General features: G+C 61.4%; 17 protein-coding genes and 1 pseudogene. 14 read left to right on the forward strand and 4 right to left on the reverse strand.

All coding sequences use genetic code 11. The features are described from left to right. The first annotated feature begins 142 nt into the window (after positions 1 to 142). Positions 143 to 1414, forward strand: coding sequence for an O-antigen ligase family protein (locus NKI97_RS17845; RefSeq protein ID WP_352448446.1), 1272 nt, complete (start codon positions 143 to 145; stop codon positions 1412 to 1414). Between the two features lie 125 nt (positions 1415 to 1539). Here NKI97_RS17845 and NKI97_RS17850 read toward each other — a convergent pair whose 3' ends face one another. Next, positions 1540 to 2751, reverse strand: a complete 1212-nt coding sequence (locus tag NKI97_RS17850) for a polysaccharide biosynthesis/export family protein (protein WP_352448673.1) — start codon at positions 2749 to 2751, stop codon at positions 1540 to 1542. 207 nt (positions 2752 to 2958) lie between these two features. Beyond that, positions 2959 to 3636 carry a sugar transferase gene (locus tag NKI97_RS17855; RefSeq protein WP_352448447.1) on the reverse strand — a complete coding sequence of 226 codons (678 nt, stop codon included), beginning with the start codon at positions 3634 to 3636 and terminating at the stop codon, positions 2959 to 2961. A gap of 558 nt (positions 3637 to 4194) precedes the next feature. Between NKI97_RS17855 and NKI97_RS17860 the strand changes: the two genes are divergently transcribed. Next, positions 4195 to 4515 (forward strand): exopolysaccharide production repressor protein, encoded by a 321-nt coding sequence (locus tag NKI97_RS17860; protein ID WP_352454700.1) that lies wholly within the window; start codon positions 4195 to 4197, stop codon positions 4513 to 4515. Positions 4516 to 4558: 43 nt separating this feature from the next. Here the strand turns inward: NKI97_RS17860 and NKI97_RS17865 are convergent, their stop codons facing one another. After that, positions 4559 to 4699 carry a hypothetical protein gene (locus NKI97_RS17865; protein WP_352448448.1) on the reverse strand — a complete coding sequence of 47 codons (141 nt, stop codon included), beginning with the start codon at positions 4697 to 4699 and terminating at the stop codon, positions 4559 to 4561. 272 nt (positions 4700 to 4971) lie between these two features. Here NKI97_RS17865 and NKI97_RS17870 point away from each other — a divergent pair, with 272 nt between their 5' ends. The 7 genes from NKI97_RS17870 (at position 4972) to NKI97_RS17900 (ending at position 13009) form a co-directional block, all read left to right on the forward strand. Further along, positions 4972 to 5994, forward strand: a complete 1023-nt coding sequence (locus tag NKI97_RS17870) for a glycosyltransferase family 2 protein (RefSeq protein ID WP_352448449.1) — start codon at positions 4972 to 4974, stop codon at positions 5992 to 5994. Between the two features lie 269 nt (positions 5995 to 6263). Beyond that, positions 6264 to 6665 (forward strand): hypothetical protein, encoded by a 402-nt coding sequence (locus NKI97_RS17875; protein WP_352448450.1) that lies wholly within the window; start codon positions 6264 to 6266, stop codon positions 6663 to 6665. A gap of 132 nt (positions 6666 to 6797) precedes the next feature. Further along, a complete protein-coding gene (exoK, locus tag NKI97_RS17880) occupies positions 6798 to 7664 on the forward strand; it encodes an endo-1,3-1,4-beta-glycanase ExoK (protein ID WP_502904444.1) in 867 nt (288 codons plus the stop codon). A gap of 85 nt (positions 7665 to 7749) precedes the next feature. Next, positions 7750 to 9081, forward strand: coding sequence for a UDP-glucose dehydrogenase family protein (locus NKI97_RS17885; RefSeq protein ID WP_352448451.1), 1332 nt, complete (start codon positions 7750 to 7752; stop codon positions 9079 to 9081). A 31-nt stretch (positions 9082 to 9112) separates the two neighbouring features. Continuing rightward, positions 9113 to 10192 (forward strand): glycosyltransferase, encoded by a 1080-nt coding sequence (locus NKI97_RS17890; RefSeq protein ID WP_352448452.1) that lies wholly within the window; start codon positions 9113 to 9115, stop codon positions 10190 to 10192. Between the two features lie 70 nt (positions 10193 to 10262). Continuing rightward, positions 10263 to 11549 (forward strand): glycosyltransferase, encoded by a 1287-nt coding sequence (locus tag NKI97_RS17895; RefSeq protein WP_352448453.1) that lies wholly within the window; start codon positions 10263 to 10265, stop codon positions 11547 to 11549. Beyond that, complete coding sequence (locus NKI97_RS17900; protein ID WP_352448454.1) at positions 11546 to 13009, forward strand: lipopolysaccharide biosynthesis protein; 1464 nt, start codon at positions 11546 to 11548, stop codon at positions 13007 to 13009. The genes NKI97_RS17895 and NKI97_RS17900 overlap by 4 nt, the downstream gene beginning before the upstream one ends. A 222-nt stretch (positions 13010 to 13231) precedes the next feature. Here NKI97_RS17900 and NKI97_RS17905 read toward each other — a convergent pair. Then, a pseudogene (locus tag NKI97_RS17905) lies at positions 13232 to 14284 on the reverse strand (polysaccharide pyruvyl transferase family protein); the annotation flags it as partial. A gap of 304 nt (positions 14285 to 14588) precedes the next feature. On the opposite strand from NKI97_RS17905, the gene NKI97_RS17910 reads away from it, so the two are divergent. The 5 genes from NKI97_RS17910 (at position 14589) to NKI97_RS17930 (ending at position 19627) form a co-directional block, all read left to right on the forward strand. After that, the gene (locus tag NKI97_RS17910; protein WP_352747202.1) at positions 14589 to 15761 is read left to right on the forward strand and encodes a glycosyltransferase family protein; all 1173 of its coding nucleotides are present in this window, start codon (positions 14589 to 14591) and stop codon (positions 15759 to 15761) included. A gap of 11 nt (positions 15762 to 15772) precedes the next feature. Continuing rightward, on the forward strand, positions 15773 to 16765 hold the full coding sequence (locus NKI97_RS17915; protein WP_352747205.1) for a glycosyltransferase family 2 protein: 993 nt from the start codon (positions 15773 to 15775) through the stop codon (positions 16763 to 16765). Beyond that, complete coding sequence (locus tag NKI97_RS17920; protein ID WP_352747207.1) at positions 16765 to 17715, forward strand: glycosyltransferase family 2 protein; 951 nt, start codon at positions 16765 to 16767, stop codon at positions 17713 to 17715. Before NKI97_RS17915 ends, NKI97_RS17920 begins: the two co-directional genes overlap by 1 nt. Then, on the forward strand, positions 17705 to 18655 hold the full coding sequence (locus tag NKI97_RS17925; RefSeq protein WP_352747210.1) for a glycosyltransferase family 2 protein: 951 nt from the start codon (positions 17705 to 17707) through the stop codon (positions 18653 to 18655). Before NKI97_RS17920 ends, NKI97_RS17925 begins: the two co-directional genes overlap by 11 nt. 75 nt (positions 18656 to 18730) lie before the next feature. Continuing rightward, positions 18731 to 19627: a UTP--glucose-1-phosphate uridylyltransferase gene (locus NKI97_RS17930; RefSeq protein WP_023676320.1), complete on the forward strand. Its 897-nt coding sequence runs from the start codon at positions 18731 to 18733 to the stop codon at positions 19625 to 19627. The last annotated feature ends 46 nt before the right edge of the window (positions 19628 to 19673 follow it).

Here is a 19673-nt window from a genome sequence, read left to right on the forward strand (position 1 = left end):
GTGACAGGCGGCGCCGGATGGGTTATATTGCACTGCACAATGCGAGCGCCTGCAGGCGAGGCTCCCATCGATCCGACGAATCGGCCCACGAGCGGCCCATGAAATCGGCATTGAGCTGCAAGGACGGAAAACCGCTATCGAGATGAAGATTCCAAAATCTCTGTTGATCGATCCGGACAAGAACACGGTCTATGGCAGCTTTGCCGTTGCCGTCTCGATCTGGGCGTTTTCCTACTCGACCATTTTCGGCCAGGCCATGATCCTGGCCTACTATGCAGTCTGGCTACCGCTCATCCTGGTCGACTACCGCAAGATATTAAGGCACGCTTCCAGCGCCTGGCTTCCGCTGGCCTTTGCAACCTATGTCTGCTTCTCGGTGTTCTGGTCGGCGGCTCCCGGCACCACGGCAAGAACGGCCGTCCAATATTGCTCCCATATCGCCTGCGCCTACATTGCCGCGCGCACCGTCAGCGTCCGGACCTTGACCATAGGCGCCCTGATCGGGATTTTCGTCGTCCTGCTCTACTCGCTCAAGGTCGCGAGCTATTCCTACGACGTTCTCGATGGGACGTATAATTTCGTCGGCGCGTTCAGCTCCAAGAACCAGATCGGCTTTGTCGCATCGCTTGGCATCTATTTCTGCGTTGTCTACCTGGCCTTTCTCAGGCGCGGCCGGATAAGCTGTTTGTTGATCGTACCGATTGTCCTTCTATCGGGCTATCTGCTGGTGGTGTCGCATTCCGCCACTTCGATGGCATCTACCCCCGCGGTTCTCGCTCTGGTCGCCCTGCTTTCCATCGGCAAGCTGCTTTCGCTCCGCCATCGCCGGGTAATTTTCATAATCGGTGCGGGCGGGCTGGTCGCCTGCACCGTGATTGCGCTGAATCTCGGGCTGATGGACTTTGTCCTTGGCCTTTTCGGCAAGGATTCGACGCTCACCGGACGAACCTACCTCTGGCAACAGGGCTGGAATGCCGCGCAGCAATCGCCCATCCTCGGCGTCGGCTACGCGGCTTATTGGGTGCAGGGCTTCTCCGAGGCCGAGCGGCTGTGGAACGAATTCTATATCGCCGCGCGAAGCGGCTTCCACTTCCACAACACCTACATCGAGACCTTGGTGGAACTCGGCTTCGTCGGCGCGACACTGCTTTCGCTGATCATCCTGCGCACGCTCTGGGGTCACGTCTCGGCGCTGATATTCAGGACATGGCAAGCCGACTCCGTGATTCTTGCCGGCGTCATGGTGCTTCTGTTCATCCGATCCTTCGTCGAGGTCGAGACCCTCAATCCCTACATCATGGGATCGTTCCTGCTGTACTACAGCTACTTCAAGCTGGTGAGGGTGCCGGCCGTCGCTCCTTCCCGGTGGAGCGCCGTGAACCATCTCGAGGAACCGGACGCCGTGCGAGGCTAGAGCGGGCGGATCCAGGCGGTTCGTTGCCCGAAGGCCGCCTTGTTTTCTGATCCATAAGATCCCAAACGCAAAAACCCCGCAGACCGCTGCCTGCGGGGTTGGTGCTTTGCTCCGGTGGAAAGAAGCTACTGGATGGCCATGGGCGCCGGTTTGACCTTGATCACGTCCCCTGGCAGCACCGGCGTGTCTTCATCGGCGGTGATTTCGCTGGTCTTGCCGTCGACCACCCGCACCAGGGAAAATGACAAGGCCGCTGGTTCGTTGTTGCCGTAGAATTGCGGCATGGGGCTGCCCGACAAGGCTTCGGACATCAAGGCCTTTTCCATATTCAGCTTCAGCGTCGCCTCGTTGAGATCGGCTTCCGTCTGTTGCCGGTCGGTCGCGAGGCTGGAGTTCTGGGTGTTCTCGAGATCGATGGCGTCCTGGGTGGCCTTGCTGATCGACTGCTTGGCCGTGAGAATCGCCGTTTCGTAATCCAGGATCTGGCCCTCGAGGTCGGCGATGGTTTGCTGCGAGTTCAAAACCCGCGTGTTGACGACCAGGCCCTTTTGCGCCAGCGAGCCGATGCCGTTGAGCTGCTCCTTCGCCAGATCAACCTGCTTCTGCTGGTTGACGATCTTTTTCTGCAGCGAATCGATCTCGCTCTGCAGCAGCGCCTTCAAATCGTCGAGCGCCTGCAAGCGCAGCTTGAGTTTCTTCTGGTCGGCCGCCAGGATCGCCGTCTCATCGGCAACGATGCTGGGCAGCTTCGGATCGTCGGCCACCTCTTTCGGCACCGCGAATGTCGGCTTGTCCGCCAGTTCCGCTTCGATGCGGGCGCGCTTGACGGTCAGCCTGACCAATTGGTCTTGTAGTACGTCGAAATTGCCCTTGGCATTGATCAGGTCGCGGTCGTAGCGCTGTCCGCTCTCCGGGTTCCGCCGGGCTCCGCCGGCAATGCTCATCGCTTTCAGCACGGACAACCCAGGCACACAAGGATACTGGCCGGGCGATTGCACCTCGCCAGAGATGTAGAATGGCCGGTACTGCGCCATTTCGACGGAAGCCTCCGGCTTGTCGGCCAGAGCGAGCTTGCGCTGCAGCGCCTCGCCGAGCGATGCCGCGATCTCCGAAGTCGTCTTGCCGGATGCGGGCATCTCGCCGACGAAGGGAACCGACAAGGTTCCAGCGGGGCCGACCGTGTATTCTCCATTGATGGCCGACCAGTCACGAAACGTGCCTTCGACGGTCTGCCATTCCGCCACGCGGATGGTCAGCTTGTCCTGTGCTCCAAGCCGATAGTCGTCGGCGAAGGCAAACTGTGGCAAGGCTAGCGACAGGGTCAGGCCGGTCGCCATTGTAAGGCAAGTCGTCAAAAGCCGTACTCGCCGCATGCGTCTGGAGAGAATGCCGGTGCAAAAGATATCGATTATATCTGCTTTCAACTGAGCGTTTCCGATCTGGTTTGCCCCGCCCGATGAGCTGCCGATGCCTGAGTTAGGGGCCTGAGTTCCGGGCCCGAATTCTGGACAGCCGCTCCTCGATGCACGGCCAGCAAGCGGCCGTCAGTAGCAGCCTCGCGACATCCAGACCGCAGGTACGGTCTTGATGATGATGCGAATGTCTTCGAACATCGACCAGTTCTCGACATAGTGCCTGTCGAATGCGACGCGGCTGTCATACGAAACATCGTTGCGTCCGCTGACCTGCCAGAGCCCGGTGAGGCCGGGGCGCGATTTCAGGTAATAGACGGCCGAATTGCCATATATCTCCAGCTCATCGCGCACCACGGGACGAGGCCCGACCAGGCTCATATCCCCCTGCAGGATGTTGATGATCTGCGGCAACTCATCGAGGCTGAGCTTCCTCAGCACCGCTCCGACGCGCGTGATCCGCGGGTCGTTCTTCAACTTGCGGGTCGCTATCCATTCGGCGTTGGCCTCCGGATTCGCGGCGAGATAGGCAGCAAGCACCCGCTCGCCGTCTGCAACCATGGTGCGGAACTTGAGGCACGGAAAAATCCGTCCTCCGCGGCCGATTCGGCTGTGACCATAGAAAATCGGCCCGCCATCGGAAAACCTGACAAGCAGCGCTATCATTACGAACAGCGGGCTGAGAGCGACCAGGCCGATCAGCGAACCGACAATATCGAAGCTGCGTTTGAGCAGGCCGCCAATCGGTGGCGGAAAATCGACGCCGGCCTGCGAAAAATCCGCATCGGCCGGCTTGGCTACGTCCCTCATGCGTAAACTCCATACGTTGAACGGATGGTTTACCGCACGATACCAAAAAAATGTTGCAGCGCAACACACAATTTCTCAGACGGCTGTAATAGTCGCGTCATGAACTGACTAAATAATAAACTCGTCCTGCACAAAATTTCCCATTTATGTCGCAAAAGAGACAGATTATGGGCAATTTTGGAAAAGCTAGTCCAATTTTTGGGCTGATTTTAGGCGAATCGCTCTTTATACCCTCCTGTGGAGCTTTGCCGTCATTTAGAATTTCAAGATAATGACTGATGTTATGATAAAATACTATTCAATATTATGAATCATACTGGAGCGAGTCGATATCCGGCAATTAGTGGTGATGCCGACGTGTGCGTTGCACCATGGCGGAGTCGATCCCGAGGATTCGTTTAAAATTTATTCCGCAGCTGCCCTTGCCGCCTATTGCGCGGCTCAATAGAGTTGCAAATTGTTTCTGTCGGACTATGGACAGATTGGGCTAGGCCGGAAGCAACCGGCCAGAAGCGGGCAACCTAAATAAGCTCGCAGAGTTTAAGGGAGGTGCTCGGGGTGGGCTTGTCGACATTTTTTCCCGAGCCGGTTGATGGGCTATCGGGTATGTCACTGCCAAAGTTCATTATCGGAATGTGTTTTGCGCTGGCGATCGTGATCGTCTGGTCCTATTTGGGCGGCGCCTCGCTCGGTACGACGCTGTTTCGTGTCATCGGCTGCGCTATAGTCATCCAACTGGGTTATTTTCTGCTGGTCTTTGCCATGGTTGCCAGAAATGCCCCGACCCCGGCCGACAAAATCCGCGACGCTGAACGAAAGCTGAGTTCGAACGAAGCGGCCGAAGGCGAGAAACTCAGCGCCAGGAGAGGCCTTCACTGATTTCGGGCCTGGTCGCGGTCTGCGATGTCCATGTGACCTGTGGTTAAGCTCGCCGGTCCTCTGACGAATTGCTCGCCTCAAACGACACCGGCAGTCGGCATTCCTGCTCTTTCAATTCCTTGACACTGCGGGCCTCGACGCGCTCGCTCCGCCCCGCCGCCGTCCGGTCGGCGAGGATCAGCAACTGGTTTCTGCCAGTCGAGCGCTCTGATGGAGCGTGTAGGAACGGCTCTGCCAAGCGGCGCATTTCTGGAGCCATCCCGATTGAGGCTCGCCGCCTGCCCAACCGGGCCATGACACCCAGCAAAATGAAAAACTGGACGGCGCCGATGATTTTGGCGATGCTTGCTTCGCACTTGCAGCATAGGCGTTTGGGCCGATGCATTTCAGAATGGGCGGTGGGGCATTGAGCGGACGGGGCGAGGAAATCCGCAACGACTTCTGCAATCGAGAGGCATGTTCATGACATCATTCCAGGTCTGCGTGATCATCGCCGCCCGCAATGCGGCGCGGACAATCCCGGCTGCCATTGCATCGGCATTACGCGAGCCTGAGGTTGCGGAAGTTGTCGTCGTCGACGACGCGTCTACCGACGATACCGCGAAAGTCGCCCACGCGGCCGGCGACGGCACGGGCCGCCTTTCCGTCATCCGCTTCGACGTCAATCGCGGCCCATCGTTTGCACGCAACGCCGCGATAGCCGGTTCCAGGTCGCCGTTCATCAGCATTCTGGACGCTGATGATTTCTTTTTCGAAGGCAGGTTTCACAGACTGTTCGCCAGCACCGATTGGGATTTCGCCGCAGACAACATCATGCTTGTCAGGGATGACGCGGCAACCGACGTTTCGAAAATCGTTGCTCCACCGTTCTCGCCCGAGCCGGAATTCCTCGATTTCGAGGGTTTCATCGACGCCAACATCTCCAGGCGCCGTGTGCAACGCGGGGAACTGGGCTTCCTCAAGCCGGTGATCAGCCGCGCCTTTCTCGATCGGCATGGGCTGCGCTACGACGAGAAGCTGCGCCTGGGTGAAGACTATGAACTCTATGCGCGCGCGGTTGCCCATGGCGCGCGCTTCAAGGTCATCAAATCCTGTGGCTACGGCGCGATCGTGCGCGCCGATTCGCTGAGCGGACGGCACAAGACCCAGGACCTGAAGCATCTGGCCGATGCCGACCTGGCGCTGCTTGCGATCGACAGTTTGCCGGAGGCATCGAAGGCTGCGCTGAGAAGGCACGAGCGGCACATCCGCGACAAATACCGGTTGCGGAAGTTTTTAGACGTGAAGGCTGAGCGTGGGCTGGCGCCGGCCGCGGCCTACGCCTTGGCCGGCTCGTCCAACCTCACAGCCGTCGTCCGCGGCGTCGCCTCCGATAAGCTGGATGCGCTGTTTCGCCGCGCCGGCCTCGCCGCGAAGCGTCAGCATGTGCCGCCGCTGCGCTTCCTCATGGCCGGAACCAGCACGGCCAGCGAAAGCTAGGCCCGTCAACGTGCGACGGCGGTAGCTACTCCCTTACCCTTCGGTCGGCTCGGACCGTTTCAACGAGATTCATGAGTTTACGATCTAGGTGGTTGCCTATCCGCGCAGGGAATGGCAATCTATGTTGCGGTGCAGCAATTTTGGACGGCCAACCGAACTGGCCCGAGACATACCCTGTCGGAGGAGCTGGACGATGCAAGAAATGTCTGTTGAATGTGGACGCGCACTAAGGCCGTTCACCAGCTCGACGATGATGGGGCGCTGACTGCATGGCCTCGATCTTTCGCTTCCGATCGAGAGATCCGGCGCGCGACACGCAGACCGACACCTCGCGCCTCGATCGGTTGGCAAAGCTGCTGGACCAGATCTCGGCCGAAGTCGAGGCGGAGAAGAGCGGCCTTGAGAACCGCTACAGGACGACGGCTACCAATGCCGCCTTTCTGGTCGAGGCCATGGAGAACGGAGCGGTCTCCTCTCGCAGGTCTTCCGAAGTCGGCGAACTGACCAGGTCGATCCTGAATTGCGAGCGGCGCATCGCAGCGCTGTCGCGCCAGATGCAGATGATGAAGGATCTCCGTCATTCGCTGGATGAAATCTTCGACGAGAAGCGGCAGAACGGTCCCGACATAAGGACCGATTTTGTGAAGCCCGCCGATTCCGGCACAGGCTGAGCGAACACCCCGGGTCGGCGCAATGGTTTTAGGCACAACACGGAGCTTGGGAGCGACAGAGGTCGAGATCAGGTTGTTTCGTCACGGTTCGAACGATCGCTTTGGGGGCGCACAGCACAAGGTGAATTTGATATGAACGCAGATCTTAAAAGCACGCCCGCCCCGGCAACCCGAGGCACCCTGTTCACGCACCCGATCCCAGGCAAGCTGCGGCGGCTCCGTTCAGACGGCGCGTTTCTGCTGATTGGTCTCGTCAGCATGGTTGCGGGCCTGGTGCCCGTGCGCGCCCAGGATCTCCCAACCGCGCCGTCCTTTGTCGATGATTTCACCAGCCTCAGTCGCGCGCGCTGGTACATTTCCGACGGCTGGACGAACGGCAAGCATCAGAACTGCACCTGGTCCAAAAGCCTGATCGGGCTTTCCGACGGCATGCTGACGCTCGGTTTCGAGAAGCGCAAGCTGAAGGATCGCGAATTCGCCTGCGCCGAGATCCAGACCAAGCAGCGCTTCGGCTACGGCACTTACGAGGCGCGGATGAAGACCGACACGGGCTCCGGCGTCAACGCGGCATTCTTCAGCTTCGTCGGCGATGCCGACAAGCAGCCGCATGATGAAATCGACTTCGAGGTGCTGACCAAGGACACGTCCAAGGTTCAAGTCAACGCCTACATAGCCGGCAAAGGCAAGAACGAGAAACTGGTCGACGTCGCTGGCGGCACCGACAAGGCCTTCAACGACTACGCCTTCGTCTGGGAAAAGGACCGGCTGCGCTGGTACGTCAACGGCAAGCTTGTCCACGAGATCACCGATCCGGCGAAGCTGCCCACCCATTCGCAAAGGATCTATTTCAGCCTGTGGGGCAGCGATACGATGAAGGGCTGGATGGGGCCGTTCTCGGATCCGGGCCGCAAGCTCACCATGCAGGTGGATCGTGTTGCATTCACCGCACTTGGCCAGCCCTGCCAATTCCCCGAATCGCTGGCATGCAAGACAAACTAGAAGCGCATCTGAATCGGCCGGGCCGAAGGTGGTCGGAAAACCGAAGCTCGAAAAGGCCCGAAACCTTGAACAGGAATGAAACCGAATGAATTTGACTGTCTTTGGAATCGGCTATGTCGGTCTTGTACAGGCGGCGGTGCTTGCCGAAGTCGGCCATCAGGTGGTCTGTGTCGACATCGATGCAAAAAAGGTCGAGCGGCTCAACCAGGGTCATGTCCCGATCTTCGAACCGGGGCTCGAAAACATGGTCAAGGAGAACCATGCCGCCGGCCGCATCAAGTTCACCACCGACGCCGCCGCGGCGATCAAGCATGGCCAGATCCAGATGATCGCCGTCGGCACGCCGCCGGGCGAGGATGGTTCGGCCGACCTCAAATATGTGCTGGCCGTCGCCGAGGCCATCGGTCGTGAGATGGACGAGCCCAAGATCGTCGTCGGCAAGTCGACCGTGCCCGTCGGCACCTGCGAAAGGATAAAGGCCAGGATCGCCGCAACGCTGAAGGCGCGCGGGCGCGAGGATCTCGCTTTCGACGTCGCCTCCAATCCGGAATTCCTCAAGGAAGGGTCTGCTGTGAGCGACTGCATGAAGCCCGACCGGATCATCGTCGGCACCAGCAACGAGGACACCGAGGCGGTGATGCGCGAGCTCTACGCGCCGTTCAACCGCAACCACGAAAAGATGATCGTGATGGATGTGCGCAGTGCCGAGTTCACCAAATACGCGGCCAATTGCATGCTGGCGACCAAGATCAGCTTCATGAATGAAATGGCCAACCTGGCCGAGCAACTGGGCGCCGACATCGAGGAGGTCCGCAAGGGCATCGGCAGCGACCCGCGGATCGGCTACCACTTCATCTATCCGGGCCTCGGCTATGGCGGCTCGTGCTTCCCGAAGGATGTGCGTGCCCTGATCAAGACCGCCGAGGCCGTCAAGTTCGACGCCAAGCTGCTGCGTGCCGTCGAGGAGCGCAACAACCAGCAGAAGTCGGTCCTGTTCGAGAAGGTGGACCGCTATTTCAAGGGCAATCTCAAAGGCAAGACATTTGCGCTGTGGGGCTTGGCCTTCAAACCCAATACCGACGACATGCGCGAGGCCCCGGCCCGCACGCTGATGGAAGCGCTCTGGGCCGCCGGTGCCAATGTGCAGGCCTACGATCCGGAGGCGATGCAGGAATGCCAGGCGATCTACGGGCTGCGCGACGACCTGCAACTGTGCGGCACCAAGGAGGCCGCGCTGCGAGGCGCCGACGCGCTCTTGATCGTGACAGAGTGGAAGAGCTTCAGCGCGCCGTCCTTCGATGCGCTGAAGAACGCGCTGACCACGCCCGTTATCTTCGACGGACGCAATCTCTACGACCCCAAGGTCATCGCCCGCCACGGCATCGAATACCACAGCATCGGTAGAATGGCGGCGTGACGCTAGGGCGGTCCAGCAAGGAGCCAGGTCAATGAAAGTTCTGTTTGCGGGCGGCAACGGCTACACGCCGCAGTTCAGCGGTGGCGTTCAGTCGAGCACGCACCATCTGGTCGAGCAGCTGCGCGAGCACGGTCATGACGCCTCGGTTCTGGCGGCGCTGTTCGGTGACGGCATGTTCGGCTTCAAGGCGCGCGCCAAGATGAAGCTGCTTCGTCAGCGAGCGGTCATCGACAGCTATCCCGGCTATCCGGTCGTGCGGGCATGGTTTCCCTGGGAGGCGGCGCGCTTCGCGGTCGAACGGCTCGATCCCGATGTCGCCGTCGTGCAGTGCCACAAATCGGTGCCGATCGGAAAGGCGCTGCAGGCACTCGGCGTGCCGCTGGTGGTCTATCTGCGGAACGTCGAATTCCACGAACTGGCCGGCGACCTGCGCGAATTGCATTCGGCGCTTTATATCGCCAACTCCGAATTCACTGCGCGCACCTATAAGGAAAGGTTCGGCATCGATTCGACCGTGATCCCGCCGACCATCAATCCCGGGCTCTACAGCACGCCGACCACCGGTGAATTCGTCACGCTGATCAATCCCTACAATGAAAAAGGGTTCGAACTCGCCGTGCGCATCGCCGGCCAATGCCCCGAAATCCCGTTCCTGTTCGTCGAAAGCTGGAAGCTCGACGACGACCATCGGGCGCAGATCGAACAGATCATCGCCCCGCTGCGCAACGTCAGGCTGGAAAGCCGTACTAGCGACATGAAGACCGTCTATGGCCGCACCAAGATTCTGCTGGCGCCCAGCAAATGGGAAGAGGCCTGGGGGCGGGTGGCATCCGAGGCCCATTGCAGCGGCATTCCAGTCGTCGGGTCCCGTCGCGGCGGCCTGCCGGAAGCGATTGGCGCCGGCGGCGTGGTGCTCGACTATGACGCACCGCTCGACGACTGGGTCGCCGCGGTCAGGCGACTATGGAGCGACAAGGCCGAGTACGATCGGCTGTCGGCGGCGGCGCAGCTGTTTTCGGAGCGGCCGCAAATGAACCCCGACAGCCAGTTCGCGACCTTCCTCCGCGTTCTCGACAACGCCAGGCAAGGCGCGCTGGAGCGTGCCGCCTGATGCATTTCGTCCAAAACCATGCACGTTGCCCAAAAGCCGGCTCTCGCGCCTGACCGGGGTGGGAGCTGCCTTGGGACAAAGACACGCACAACACCAGACGCTTGAGGCGCCTCGCACGGTGGCGACGGGCGTCATCCCTCATCCGCGCGAGCAGATCGCCGACCGGCCTCGAAAGATCGTCCATTCGATGAAGATTTGCTTCGTAGTTGATAAGTTCCCCTCTTTGTCGGAGACCTTCGTCCTCGACCAGATAGAAGGGTGCCTCGAGCGCGGCATGCAAGTCGGCGTCGTCTGCAACGAGACGTCCTTCGGCAAGGACAGCAACATCGACGATCGCCGCTGGCAGGCTCTCCCTGGCAAGGTCGTCTGCTGGTGGGGCGGGCTGGGGCGCTTTCGCCCGACGCTCAGGAGATGGTCGGGCAGGTTCTGGGATAAGCTCTCGACCGCTGTCGACATCGCTTTTGCGCGCAAATTGCAGAACGCCGATGTGATCGTCGCGCATTTCGGCAATAACGGCATGCGCGTCGCCCGCGCCATGAAACGAGGCCGGATTTCCGCTCCGCTGGTGACCATATTCCACGGCCGCGATGTCGGCGAACCGCTGCATGACAACACGCTCACGCGCTACAAGGTTGTCTTCGACAAGGGCGTTCTCCAGCTCCCGGTGAACGCGTTTTTCCGCGATGCCCTGATCGGCGTCGGAGCACCCCCGGCGCAAGTCATGGTTCACCATATGGGCGTGCGGCCCGGTGAGATCGGCTACCATTGGCGTTCCTGGGACCGGGACACGCTGTCCTTCATCTCGGTCTGCCGGCTGACCGAAAAGAAGGGCATCGAATTCGCCCTTCGCGCGCTCGCCAGCCTGCCGCGGCGCGACTGGGTCTATTCGGTGATTGGCGGCGGCGAATTGCTGGAAGAGTTGAAGAAGCTCGCCGCAAATCTCGGCGTTGCCGACCGGGTGACTTTCCTCGGGCCGCGTCCGCACGCCGAGGTCAAGCAGCGCCTGCGCAATGCCCACGTATTCCTGCTGCCTAGCGTTGCCGCGCGAGACGGCGATCTCGAGGGTATTCCGGTGGCGCTTATGGAGGCTATGGCCGCCGGGCTGATCGTCGTCAGCACCTATCACTCGGGCATTCCCGAACTGATCGAGGATCAGGAGACTGGCTTCCTCGCACCGGAGCGAGACGTTGCGGCGTTGGCCCGCAAGCTTGTCTGGGTGGCCGAGAACCCGGACAAATGCGAGCGCATCGCACGTGCGGCGCGCCGCAAGATCGAGCAGGATTTCAACGCGGACGTACTCAACGAACGTTTTGCGCAGATCGTTGCTCAACTGGCCGAAGCTAGGCAGCCGGCATGAACGCCAACCCGCCCCCCCAGTTCGGTCGCGTCGCCCTGCGCGGCGGCGTGGTGACGATCGGCGCGCAAGGCTTCAAGATGGCGATCCAGTTTCTCTCCGTCATCGTGCTTGCGCGTCTGCTCGTGCCCGAGGATTTCGGCCTGGTGGCTTCCGTCGGGCCGATCGTGGCCTTTGTCGGGCTGCTTCAAAACCTTGGCCTGCAGCAGGCCGTGGTCCAGCGCAAGGACATCAGTACCGAGCAGCTCAACCAGGTATTCTGGATCAGTGCGCTGGTGGGGCTGGGCAGTGCCGTGGTGGTTGCATGCCTGGCGCCCGCCATCGCTGCCTTCTATGGCGATCAACGCATGGTCGGGATCACCATCGGCTCTGCCTTGCCGCTGCTGCTTGGCAGCCTCGCCGCGGTGCCGCTGGCGCTGATGAACCGTCACTTGCGCTTTGGCCAGCTCGCGCTGAACGACGTGATAACCGCTGCTGCCGGACTTGCGACTACCGCAATCGCCGCCTATGCGGGGCTGGGCTACTGGTCGCTGGTCATCGGCCCTGCGGTATCGGCCGTTGTCGCGCTGGCCGCGGCATGGCAGGTGGCGCGCTGGACGCCGTCGCGGCCGGACCTGAAGGTCGATACCGACATATTGTCTTTCGGCGCCAATCTGACCGGCTTCAATCTGGCCAACTTCTTCTCGCGCAATCTCGACAACATCCTGATCGGAAAATATTCGGGCGCGATCGAGCTCGGCTATTATGACCGCGCCTACAAGCTCCTGCTGTTTCCGCTGCAGAACATCAACCAGCCGCTGACACGCGTGATGGTGCCGCTGCTGAGCCGCATCCATGAGGACAAGGCGCGGTTTCGCGACATCTATGTGCGAACCAATTGGATGCTGGCGGCCATCACTATGCCCGGCATCGCGGCGCTGACGCTGACGTCGGACCAGGTCGTCGGGCTTCTCTTCGGCGAGCGCTGGACGGCGGTGGCGCCGATCTTCGCCTGGCTGGGCATCGCCAGCCTAATCCAGTCCGTCTCGAGCACCACCGGCTGGATCTTCATCTGCCAGGGCAAGACCAAGACCATGTTCCACTGGGGCATCTACTCGTCGCTGACGACGGTCGCCGCCTTCATCATCGGCCTGCATTGGGGCGCCGTCGGTGTCGCGGCGGCCTACGCGATCAGCGGTTATATGCTGCGCGTCCCGGTACTTGCCGTTCTTGTCCACCGGGTCGGCCCGGTGACCGCAGCCGACTTCCTGGTCATGCAGGGACTTTTCATCGCGTCGTCGCTGCTTGCCTGGTCCGTGTACCGCGAGTTGCCGGCATCGCTGACCGGCCAGTCAGACCTGCTCGCGGTGGTCCTGGCGGTTGCCCTCAATTATTCGATCGGCCTGGTCCTCATGCTTGCCCTTCGCCAGTCGCGCACCGCCCTGTTCACCACGCTTTCCAGCGCCATGCGCAACGCCCGCTAGGCCGGCAATCACCGGCCTCAAAAGCTCACCTGCCGACATCGCCGACGCATGCTCCTCAAGCACTGCCTGAAGGCTCGTCCTGCGATAGAGATCGAGATTGGCGGTAAGTCTGCCGAGCTTCTCGCTCGCTTCCTCGGGCGTCACCGTGTCGATGTCGAGCAGCAGGTCGGCGACGCCGATCCGCTTGGCAAGTTCCTTGGTCTTGAATTCATAGGCGATCGGCAGCACCGGCGTGCCGACGCAGAGCGACATGATCATCATGTGCATGCGCGTTGCGACAACGAAGTCGAAGCCTTTCACCAGTGCCATCAGTTGCTCCGGCGTGTGGAACGAAGCGTCCACGCTGACATGCTTGGCGATCTCCGAATCGAGTTCGGCAACGATAGCCCGCGCCGTCTTGGAATCGTCATGGGCGTATTCCGGCACGCCCTGGCAGGTGGAGACGAAGGTGACCTCCTTGGCGTGGTCCCTGACCAGGATGGTCGCGATCGCGCGGATCGAGTCGATGTAGCGGCGCATGCCGCCCTCGCCGTCGCTGACATAGTTCCAGTGGCGGACGGAAATGGCGACGCGGCCGGTGACGGTCGCCGACTGGCCGGAGGCCAGAATTTTTCCGATCCTGTCGGTGTCGGCCAGGGCAAAGACGGCGTCGGCCACGACGTGGCATTTGCCGGGGTCTTTCACCATGTCCACAATGTGGCCTCGCGAACGTTCGTCGCGCAGCAGGATGAGCGGGCTCCGATCGAAGATTGGGCTCAACTCCTGGCGATTGTAACTTTTGTTGAACGGGCCGAGCGATTGCGTGAAGAAGACGGGGTCCTTGCCCAGAATCGCGTCGATCCGGAATTGATTGAGTCGCCGTTCCAGATTGTAAGTCTCGACAAGATAGGTTCCGCCTGTCGTGACCACGAGGTCGGCGTCTTTGTAGATCTCGAGACCACGGCGATTGCTTGAGCTGAACAAACGCCCGAGAACGCCGCGGATGCCGAACCGCCGCAGGGCCTTGAGGACGAGCCGATTGTAGATCGGCTTGAACAGGTTCTTCAGCCCGCTGCCGTATTTGTAGCGGAACAGCGATTCCGACAGCAGCTTGTGGAATTCGAGATCAGGATACTCTTTCTTCGTGTAGAGCCTCGCCGCCACCTCCGGCTGGCTGTCGAAGACGTAGAACTGGATATCGTCTTGCACGATCGTCTTGAAGACATGGCGGATCGCCAGGAGGATCGCTGCATCCCCGGTATTCAGGCAGACGGTGTTTTCAACCGCGATCTTCATGGAATGACCTCATTTCGTGAGTAGTCCCGTGCTTCCATCGACGGGTGCGAAGGGGGCGGATTGCAGGCGGGTTGGCCGAAAATGCTGCACGCCAAGGATGGTCCTCGCGTCGTGATTATTGGCGCGCAGCCCGATGGCAGGCCAGCGCGCGGTCCATGTGGGCCCAAGCAGAGCGAGATTAACCCATCGATTTTGCAGTGCAACAAAAAACGGGGATCTTTGCTACGCTGCAACCAAAAATGTTGCGATGCAGCAAGAGCTGTACTAGCATTGTCGCGGGCGGGCCAACAGCGGTCGAGTTTTCATGCTGCATGTCTTGTACTTGGTACACGACGTCTCCGACCCGGCGGTGCGCCGGCGGATCATAATGCTCAAGGCAGGCGGCGCCCAGGTTACGCTGGCGGGCTTTCGTCGTACGGCAAGCGCAGTTGCTGACGTCGAGGGCTTGCAGCCGATCGATCTCGGGCCGACTCGTGATGGCCGATTCGCCCAACGTCTGGCCGCGATCATGAAGGCAGTCGTCTCGACCGGCTCGAAGCTGGGCTCAATGCCACGGCCCGACCTCATTATCGCGCGCAATCTGGAAATGCTGGCGCTTGCCCGCCGCGCCAGGTCGGCTTTCCAGGCAACGGTGCCGATCGTCTACGAGTGCCTGGATATCCATCGCCTGCTGCTTCGCGACGATCCGCTGGGCTGGGCGATGCGCGGCGCAGAACGCTTCCTGGCCAGGGATGTGAAGCTTCTGGTGACCAGCTCTCCGGCCTTCATCGCCAACTATTTCAAGCCGTTCGGACAGATTGCCGCCCCGGTCGAACTGCTCGAAAACAAGTATTTCGAGCCAGCCGCGGCCTCGCTGGATGACCGCGCGGCGCCGGAGAACCCCGTTGCGCCGCCTTGGCGGATCGGCTGGTTCGGGGCGCTCCGCTGCCGCCGCTCCCTGGAGCTTCTGGCCGAATTTTCGCGCCGCCTCGACGGCCGCTTTGAAATCGTCCTCAGGGGCCGCCCGGCGCTGTCCGAATTTCCCGATTTCCACGGTTTCGTCGAATCGGAACCCTGGCTCTCGTTTGGCGGGCCCTACCGCAATCCCGAGGATATGGCGGCGATCTACCGCGAGGTCCACTTTTCCTGGGCCATCGACTTTTTTGAGCAGGGCCTGAACTCCGAATGGCTGCTGCCCAATCGGCTCTATGAGGGCTGCCGCTTCGGAGCCGTGCCGATTTCGATGGGAGCCACCGAAACCGGCCGGTTCCTCGACCGGCAAGGCATAGGGGTTCTTTTGCCAGAAGCCACGCCCGAGGCGCTCGAAGCCGCCGTCGGCACGATGGAGCAGCGTCGGTTCGAGACATTGAGGGCGCGTGTTCTCGCCCGCAATCCGCGCACCTGGAGCTACGACCGCGCCGATTGCCGGGCACTCGTCGAAAAGCTCCGCGGGCTGACTGCGGCTCCCGGTCCATATGCTGCCGAAGCATTGGCATAGAAGGACTGCCGATGACGCAAACCGACATTCCATCCTGCATGATCGTGGTTCCGTGCCTGAACGAAGCGGCCCATATCGGCGCGTTGCTTCGAGAGCTCCGCCCTGCGGCCGAGAGGCTGGGAGCCGTGATCATCGTTGCCGATGGCGGCAGCACGGACGGCACCAGGACGATCGTCGCGGACATCGCCGCAAAAGATCGGCGGGTGATCCTGCTGCACAATGAAAAGCGCTTGCAGAGCGCGGCAATCAATCTCGCCGTCGCCAGGTTCGGGGAAGGCGTCGACTATCTCATTCGCATCGACGCGCATGGCGGCTATCCTGCGGATTATTGCAACCGGCTGGTCGAAGAAGCGCAGGCCACCGGTGCGGATTCGGTCGTTGTCTCGATGCTGACCAGTGGCAGCGGCATGGTTCAGAAAGCAGCGGCAGCGGCGCAGAACTCCAGGCTCGGCACCGGCGGCTCCAAGCACCGGCATCTTTCGGCGGGGGAATGGGTCGATCATGGCCACCACGCACTGATACGGATATCGGCCTTCACCGCGGTCGGCGGCTATGACGAAACCTTCAGCCACAATGAGGATGCCGAACTCGACTATCGGCTCCGCCAGGCCGGCTACCGCATCTGGATGACCGGCAAGACGCAAATGGTCTACTACCCGCGCTCCTCGCTGAAGGGCCTCTATTTTCAATATCTCGGCTATGGCCGTGGCCGGGCGAAGAACGTTCTCAAGCACCGCATGATCCCGAAGATCCGGCAGATGGTGCCGCTTCTGGTGTTCCCCGTGGTTCTTCTCGCCGCCTTTTCCTTCGTCCACTGGCTGGCGGCCGTGCCGCTTTTGCTATGGGCGTCGGTCTGCCTCGGCTACGGCTTTTGGACCGCCGTCAGCCAGCGCAAAGCCGACATTGCGCTTGCCGGGGTCTCGGCAATGGTCATGCATTTCGGCTGGTCGGTCGGTTTCTGGCTGCAACTGCTCGCACCGCGACCGCAGCGCGGGGTAGCGTGATGGACCCGGTCAGGAAAAATCGAAGCATCGATATCTGCGTCTGCACATTCCGCCGGCCGGAGCTTGCCGACACGCTTCGCTCCATAGCGGCCATGGACATGCCCGCGGGGTTCGACGTCGGTATCGTCATCGCGGACAACGACGATACGCCGACGGCCGAACAGCTGGTGACGACGCTGGCTGCGGAGTTGAAGCTGCCGGTGACCTACCGGCACGCCCCGGCCCGCAACATCTCGATCGCGCGCAACGCTTGCCTCGATGCCAGTGGGGCGGATTTCGTCGCCTTTATCGACGACGACGAGACGGCCACCGCTGGCTGGCTTGCCGAACTGGTGGCGACGGCGGAAGCAACAGGTGCTGCGACGGTGCTTGGGCCGGTGCAAGCCCGTTACCTGCCGGATGCACCCGCCTGGATGCGCAAAGGCGATTTCCACTCGACCTTGCCGGTCTGGGTGAGCGGCGAAGTCCGCACCGGCTACACCTGCAACGTCCTGCTCAGGATTGGCGCTGAGAGCCTGCGCGGCCGGCGCTTCAGCCTGGCACGTGGCCAGACCGGCGGCGAAGATACGGAATTCTTCGACCAGATGGTCAAGGCCGGCGGCCGCATCGCCTTTTCGCCGGAGGCTTGGGTTGACGAAGCGGTGCCACCTGCCAGGGCGGCATTCGACTGGCTCGGCCGCCGCCGGTTCCGCGTCGGGCAGACGCACGGTCATCTTCTGGGGCGCAACGCACACGGCCTTGCCCGGCTCAAGCAGGTCGGCATTGCCGCGGCAAAGGCCGCCTACAGTTTCCTGTCGGCAATTCCGGTCGCCATCGACCCCGTACGCCGGAACCGCAGCCTGCTTCGCGGCATTATGCATGTCGGCGTCGTCAGCGGCCTCGTCGGGGTTCGTGAAATCCGCCAATACGGCCTGTCTTCGCCGCAGCAAGGGGGCAAGCGTGCAGCCTGACGTGAGCTTCGTGATTGCCGCCTACAATGCCGAGGCGACCATCGATCGGGCGATTGCCAGCGCCGTCGCCCAGCGCAATATCAGCGTCGAGGTCATCGTCGTCGACGACAAGTCGCGCGACCGGACGCTCGACCTGGCGAGATCCTACCCCGAAGACATCGTACGCGTTGTCGCGCTTGAGCAAAACCGTGGCCCCGGCGGCGCCAGGAATGCCGGCCTTGAGCTTGCACGCGGCAGGTGGGTGGCGGTCCTCGATTCCGACGACGCGGTCTATCCCGGGCGACTCTGCACCATGATCGAGCGCGCGGAGAAAGCGGGCGCCGAGATCGCGGTCGATAATCTGCAGGTCGTTCGCGAGGATGGCGTTGCCGAAGAGACGATGTTCCCGGCCGACTATCTGGAAGGCCTCGGTGAAATCTCGCTGGCGGATTTCATCAGCGGCAATGTCCTCTTCGAATCGAGGTTCAACCTCGGCTACCTCAAGCCGATCTTCCAGCGCCGGTTCCTGAACGAGAACGGGCTTCGTTACGATGAAAGCCTGATCATTGGCGAAGACTATATCCTCCTGGCCAGTGCTCTGGCTAAAGGCGGCAAATGCGTGGTCGAGCCGACGACGGGCTATATCTACCACATTCGCACCGGTTCCATCTCCCGGGTGCTCGAACTTCATCACGTCGAGGCGATGCGCAGGGCCGATGCCACCTTCGCCGCGACCCATTCCATGGATGCTGCGGCCGAGGCGGCGTTCGCCAGGCGCGCTCGCAGCCTGCGCCGGGCGGCATCATTCCTGTCGCTGGTCCAGCACATCAAGGCGCGGTCCCCGCTCAAGGCGATATGGACGGCGCTCAGCGATCCGGCGGCGGTTCGGCATATGAGCATGCCGATCGCCGTCCGGCTGCGAAGGGTAGCGGCACAGTTTGCCGTGGTGGCGGGGAGGTGAAGGGCTGCAGGTGAATGAAGACAGTTTCGCCGCCTGCGACAGGGTTGAAATCGATCTCCTCAGAAGGAACATGCAATGAAAAAAGTCAGGAAGGCAGTCATACCGGTGGCGGGGCTCGGAACGCGGTTCCTGCCGGCGACCAAGTCCATGCCGAAGGAAATGCTGCCGGTGGTCGACAGGCCTGTCGTGCAATATGCGGTTGACGAGGCGTTCGAGGCCGGCATCGAGCACATCGTCTTCGTCACCGGCCGCAACAAGGCGGTGATCGAGGACTATTTCGACCTGCATCCTGAACTGATCGGAACCCTGGAGCAGAGCGGCAAGAAGGCGCAACTCGAATCGCTTGAAAGCCTGCTTCCCGTCGCCGGCGCGACGAGCTTCATCCGCCAGCAGTCGCCGCAAGGCCTCGGCCATGCCGTCTGGTGCGCGCGCGAAGTCATCGGTGACGAGCCCTTCGCATTGCTGTTGCCGGACATGGTGTCCTTCGGCGGGCGCGGGTGTCTCGCCGAGGTCGCCGATCTTTATGCGCAGACTGGCGCAAACGTTATCGCCGTCGAGCGTTGCGATCCGACCGAGACCAGCAAATACGGCATTGTCGGGCGCGGCGCTGATGTCGGCACGGGCTTCGAGGTGACGGCCATGGTCGAAAAGCCGGCTCCTGCCAACGCGCCATCGAACTTCTACATCAACGGCCGCTACATCCTGCAGCCCGAGATATTCTCGTTGCTGGCCAGCCAGCAGCGCGGCGCCGGCAACGAGATACAACTGACCGACGCAATGGTGCGTCTCGCACAGACCCAGGCCTTCTTCGCCCAGCCTTTCGACGGCCGCATGTTCGACTGCGGTTCGAAGGAGGGCTTCATTCAGGCCAATGTCGCTTTCGCGCTGGCGCGGGAGGACATGAAGGGCCCGATCTTCGAGATGCTGCAGGAATTCGTCCGGTCGCATCAGCGTCGGGAAGAAGCCGCATAATGTCCATTTTTTCGAGGCATTGTGGGTGCGGCTGATGACGCAGGAC

This window comes from Mesorhizobium sp. M0296 (assembly GCF_040321675.1).
Lineage (GTDB): Bacteria > Pseudomonadota > Alphaproteobacteria > Rhizobiales > Rhizobiaceae > Mesorhizobium.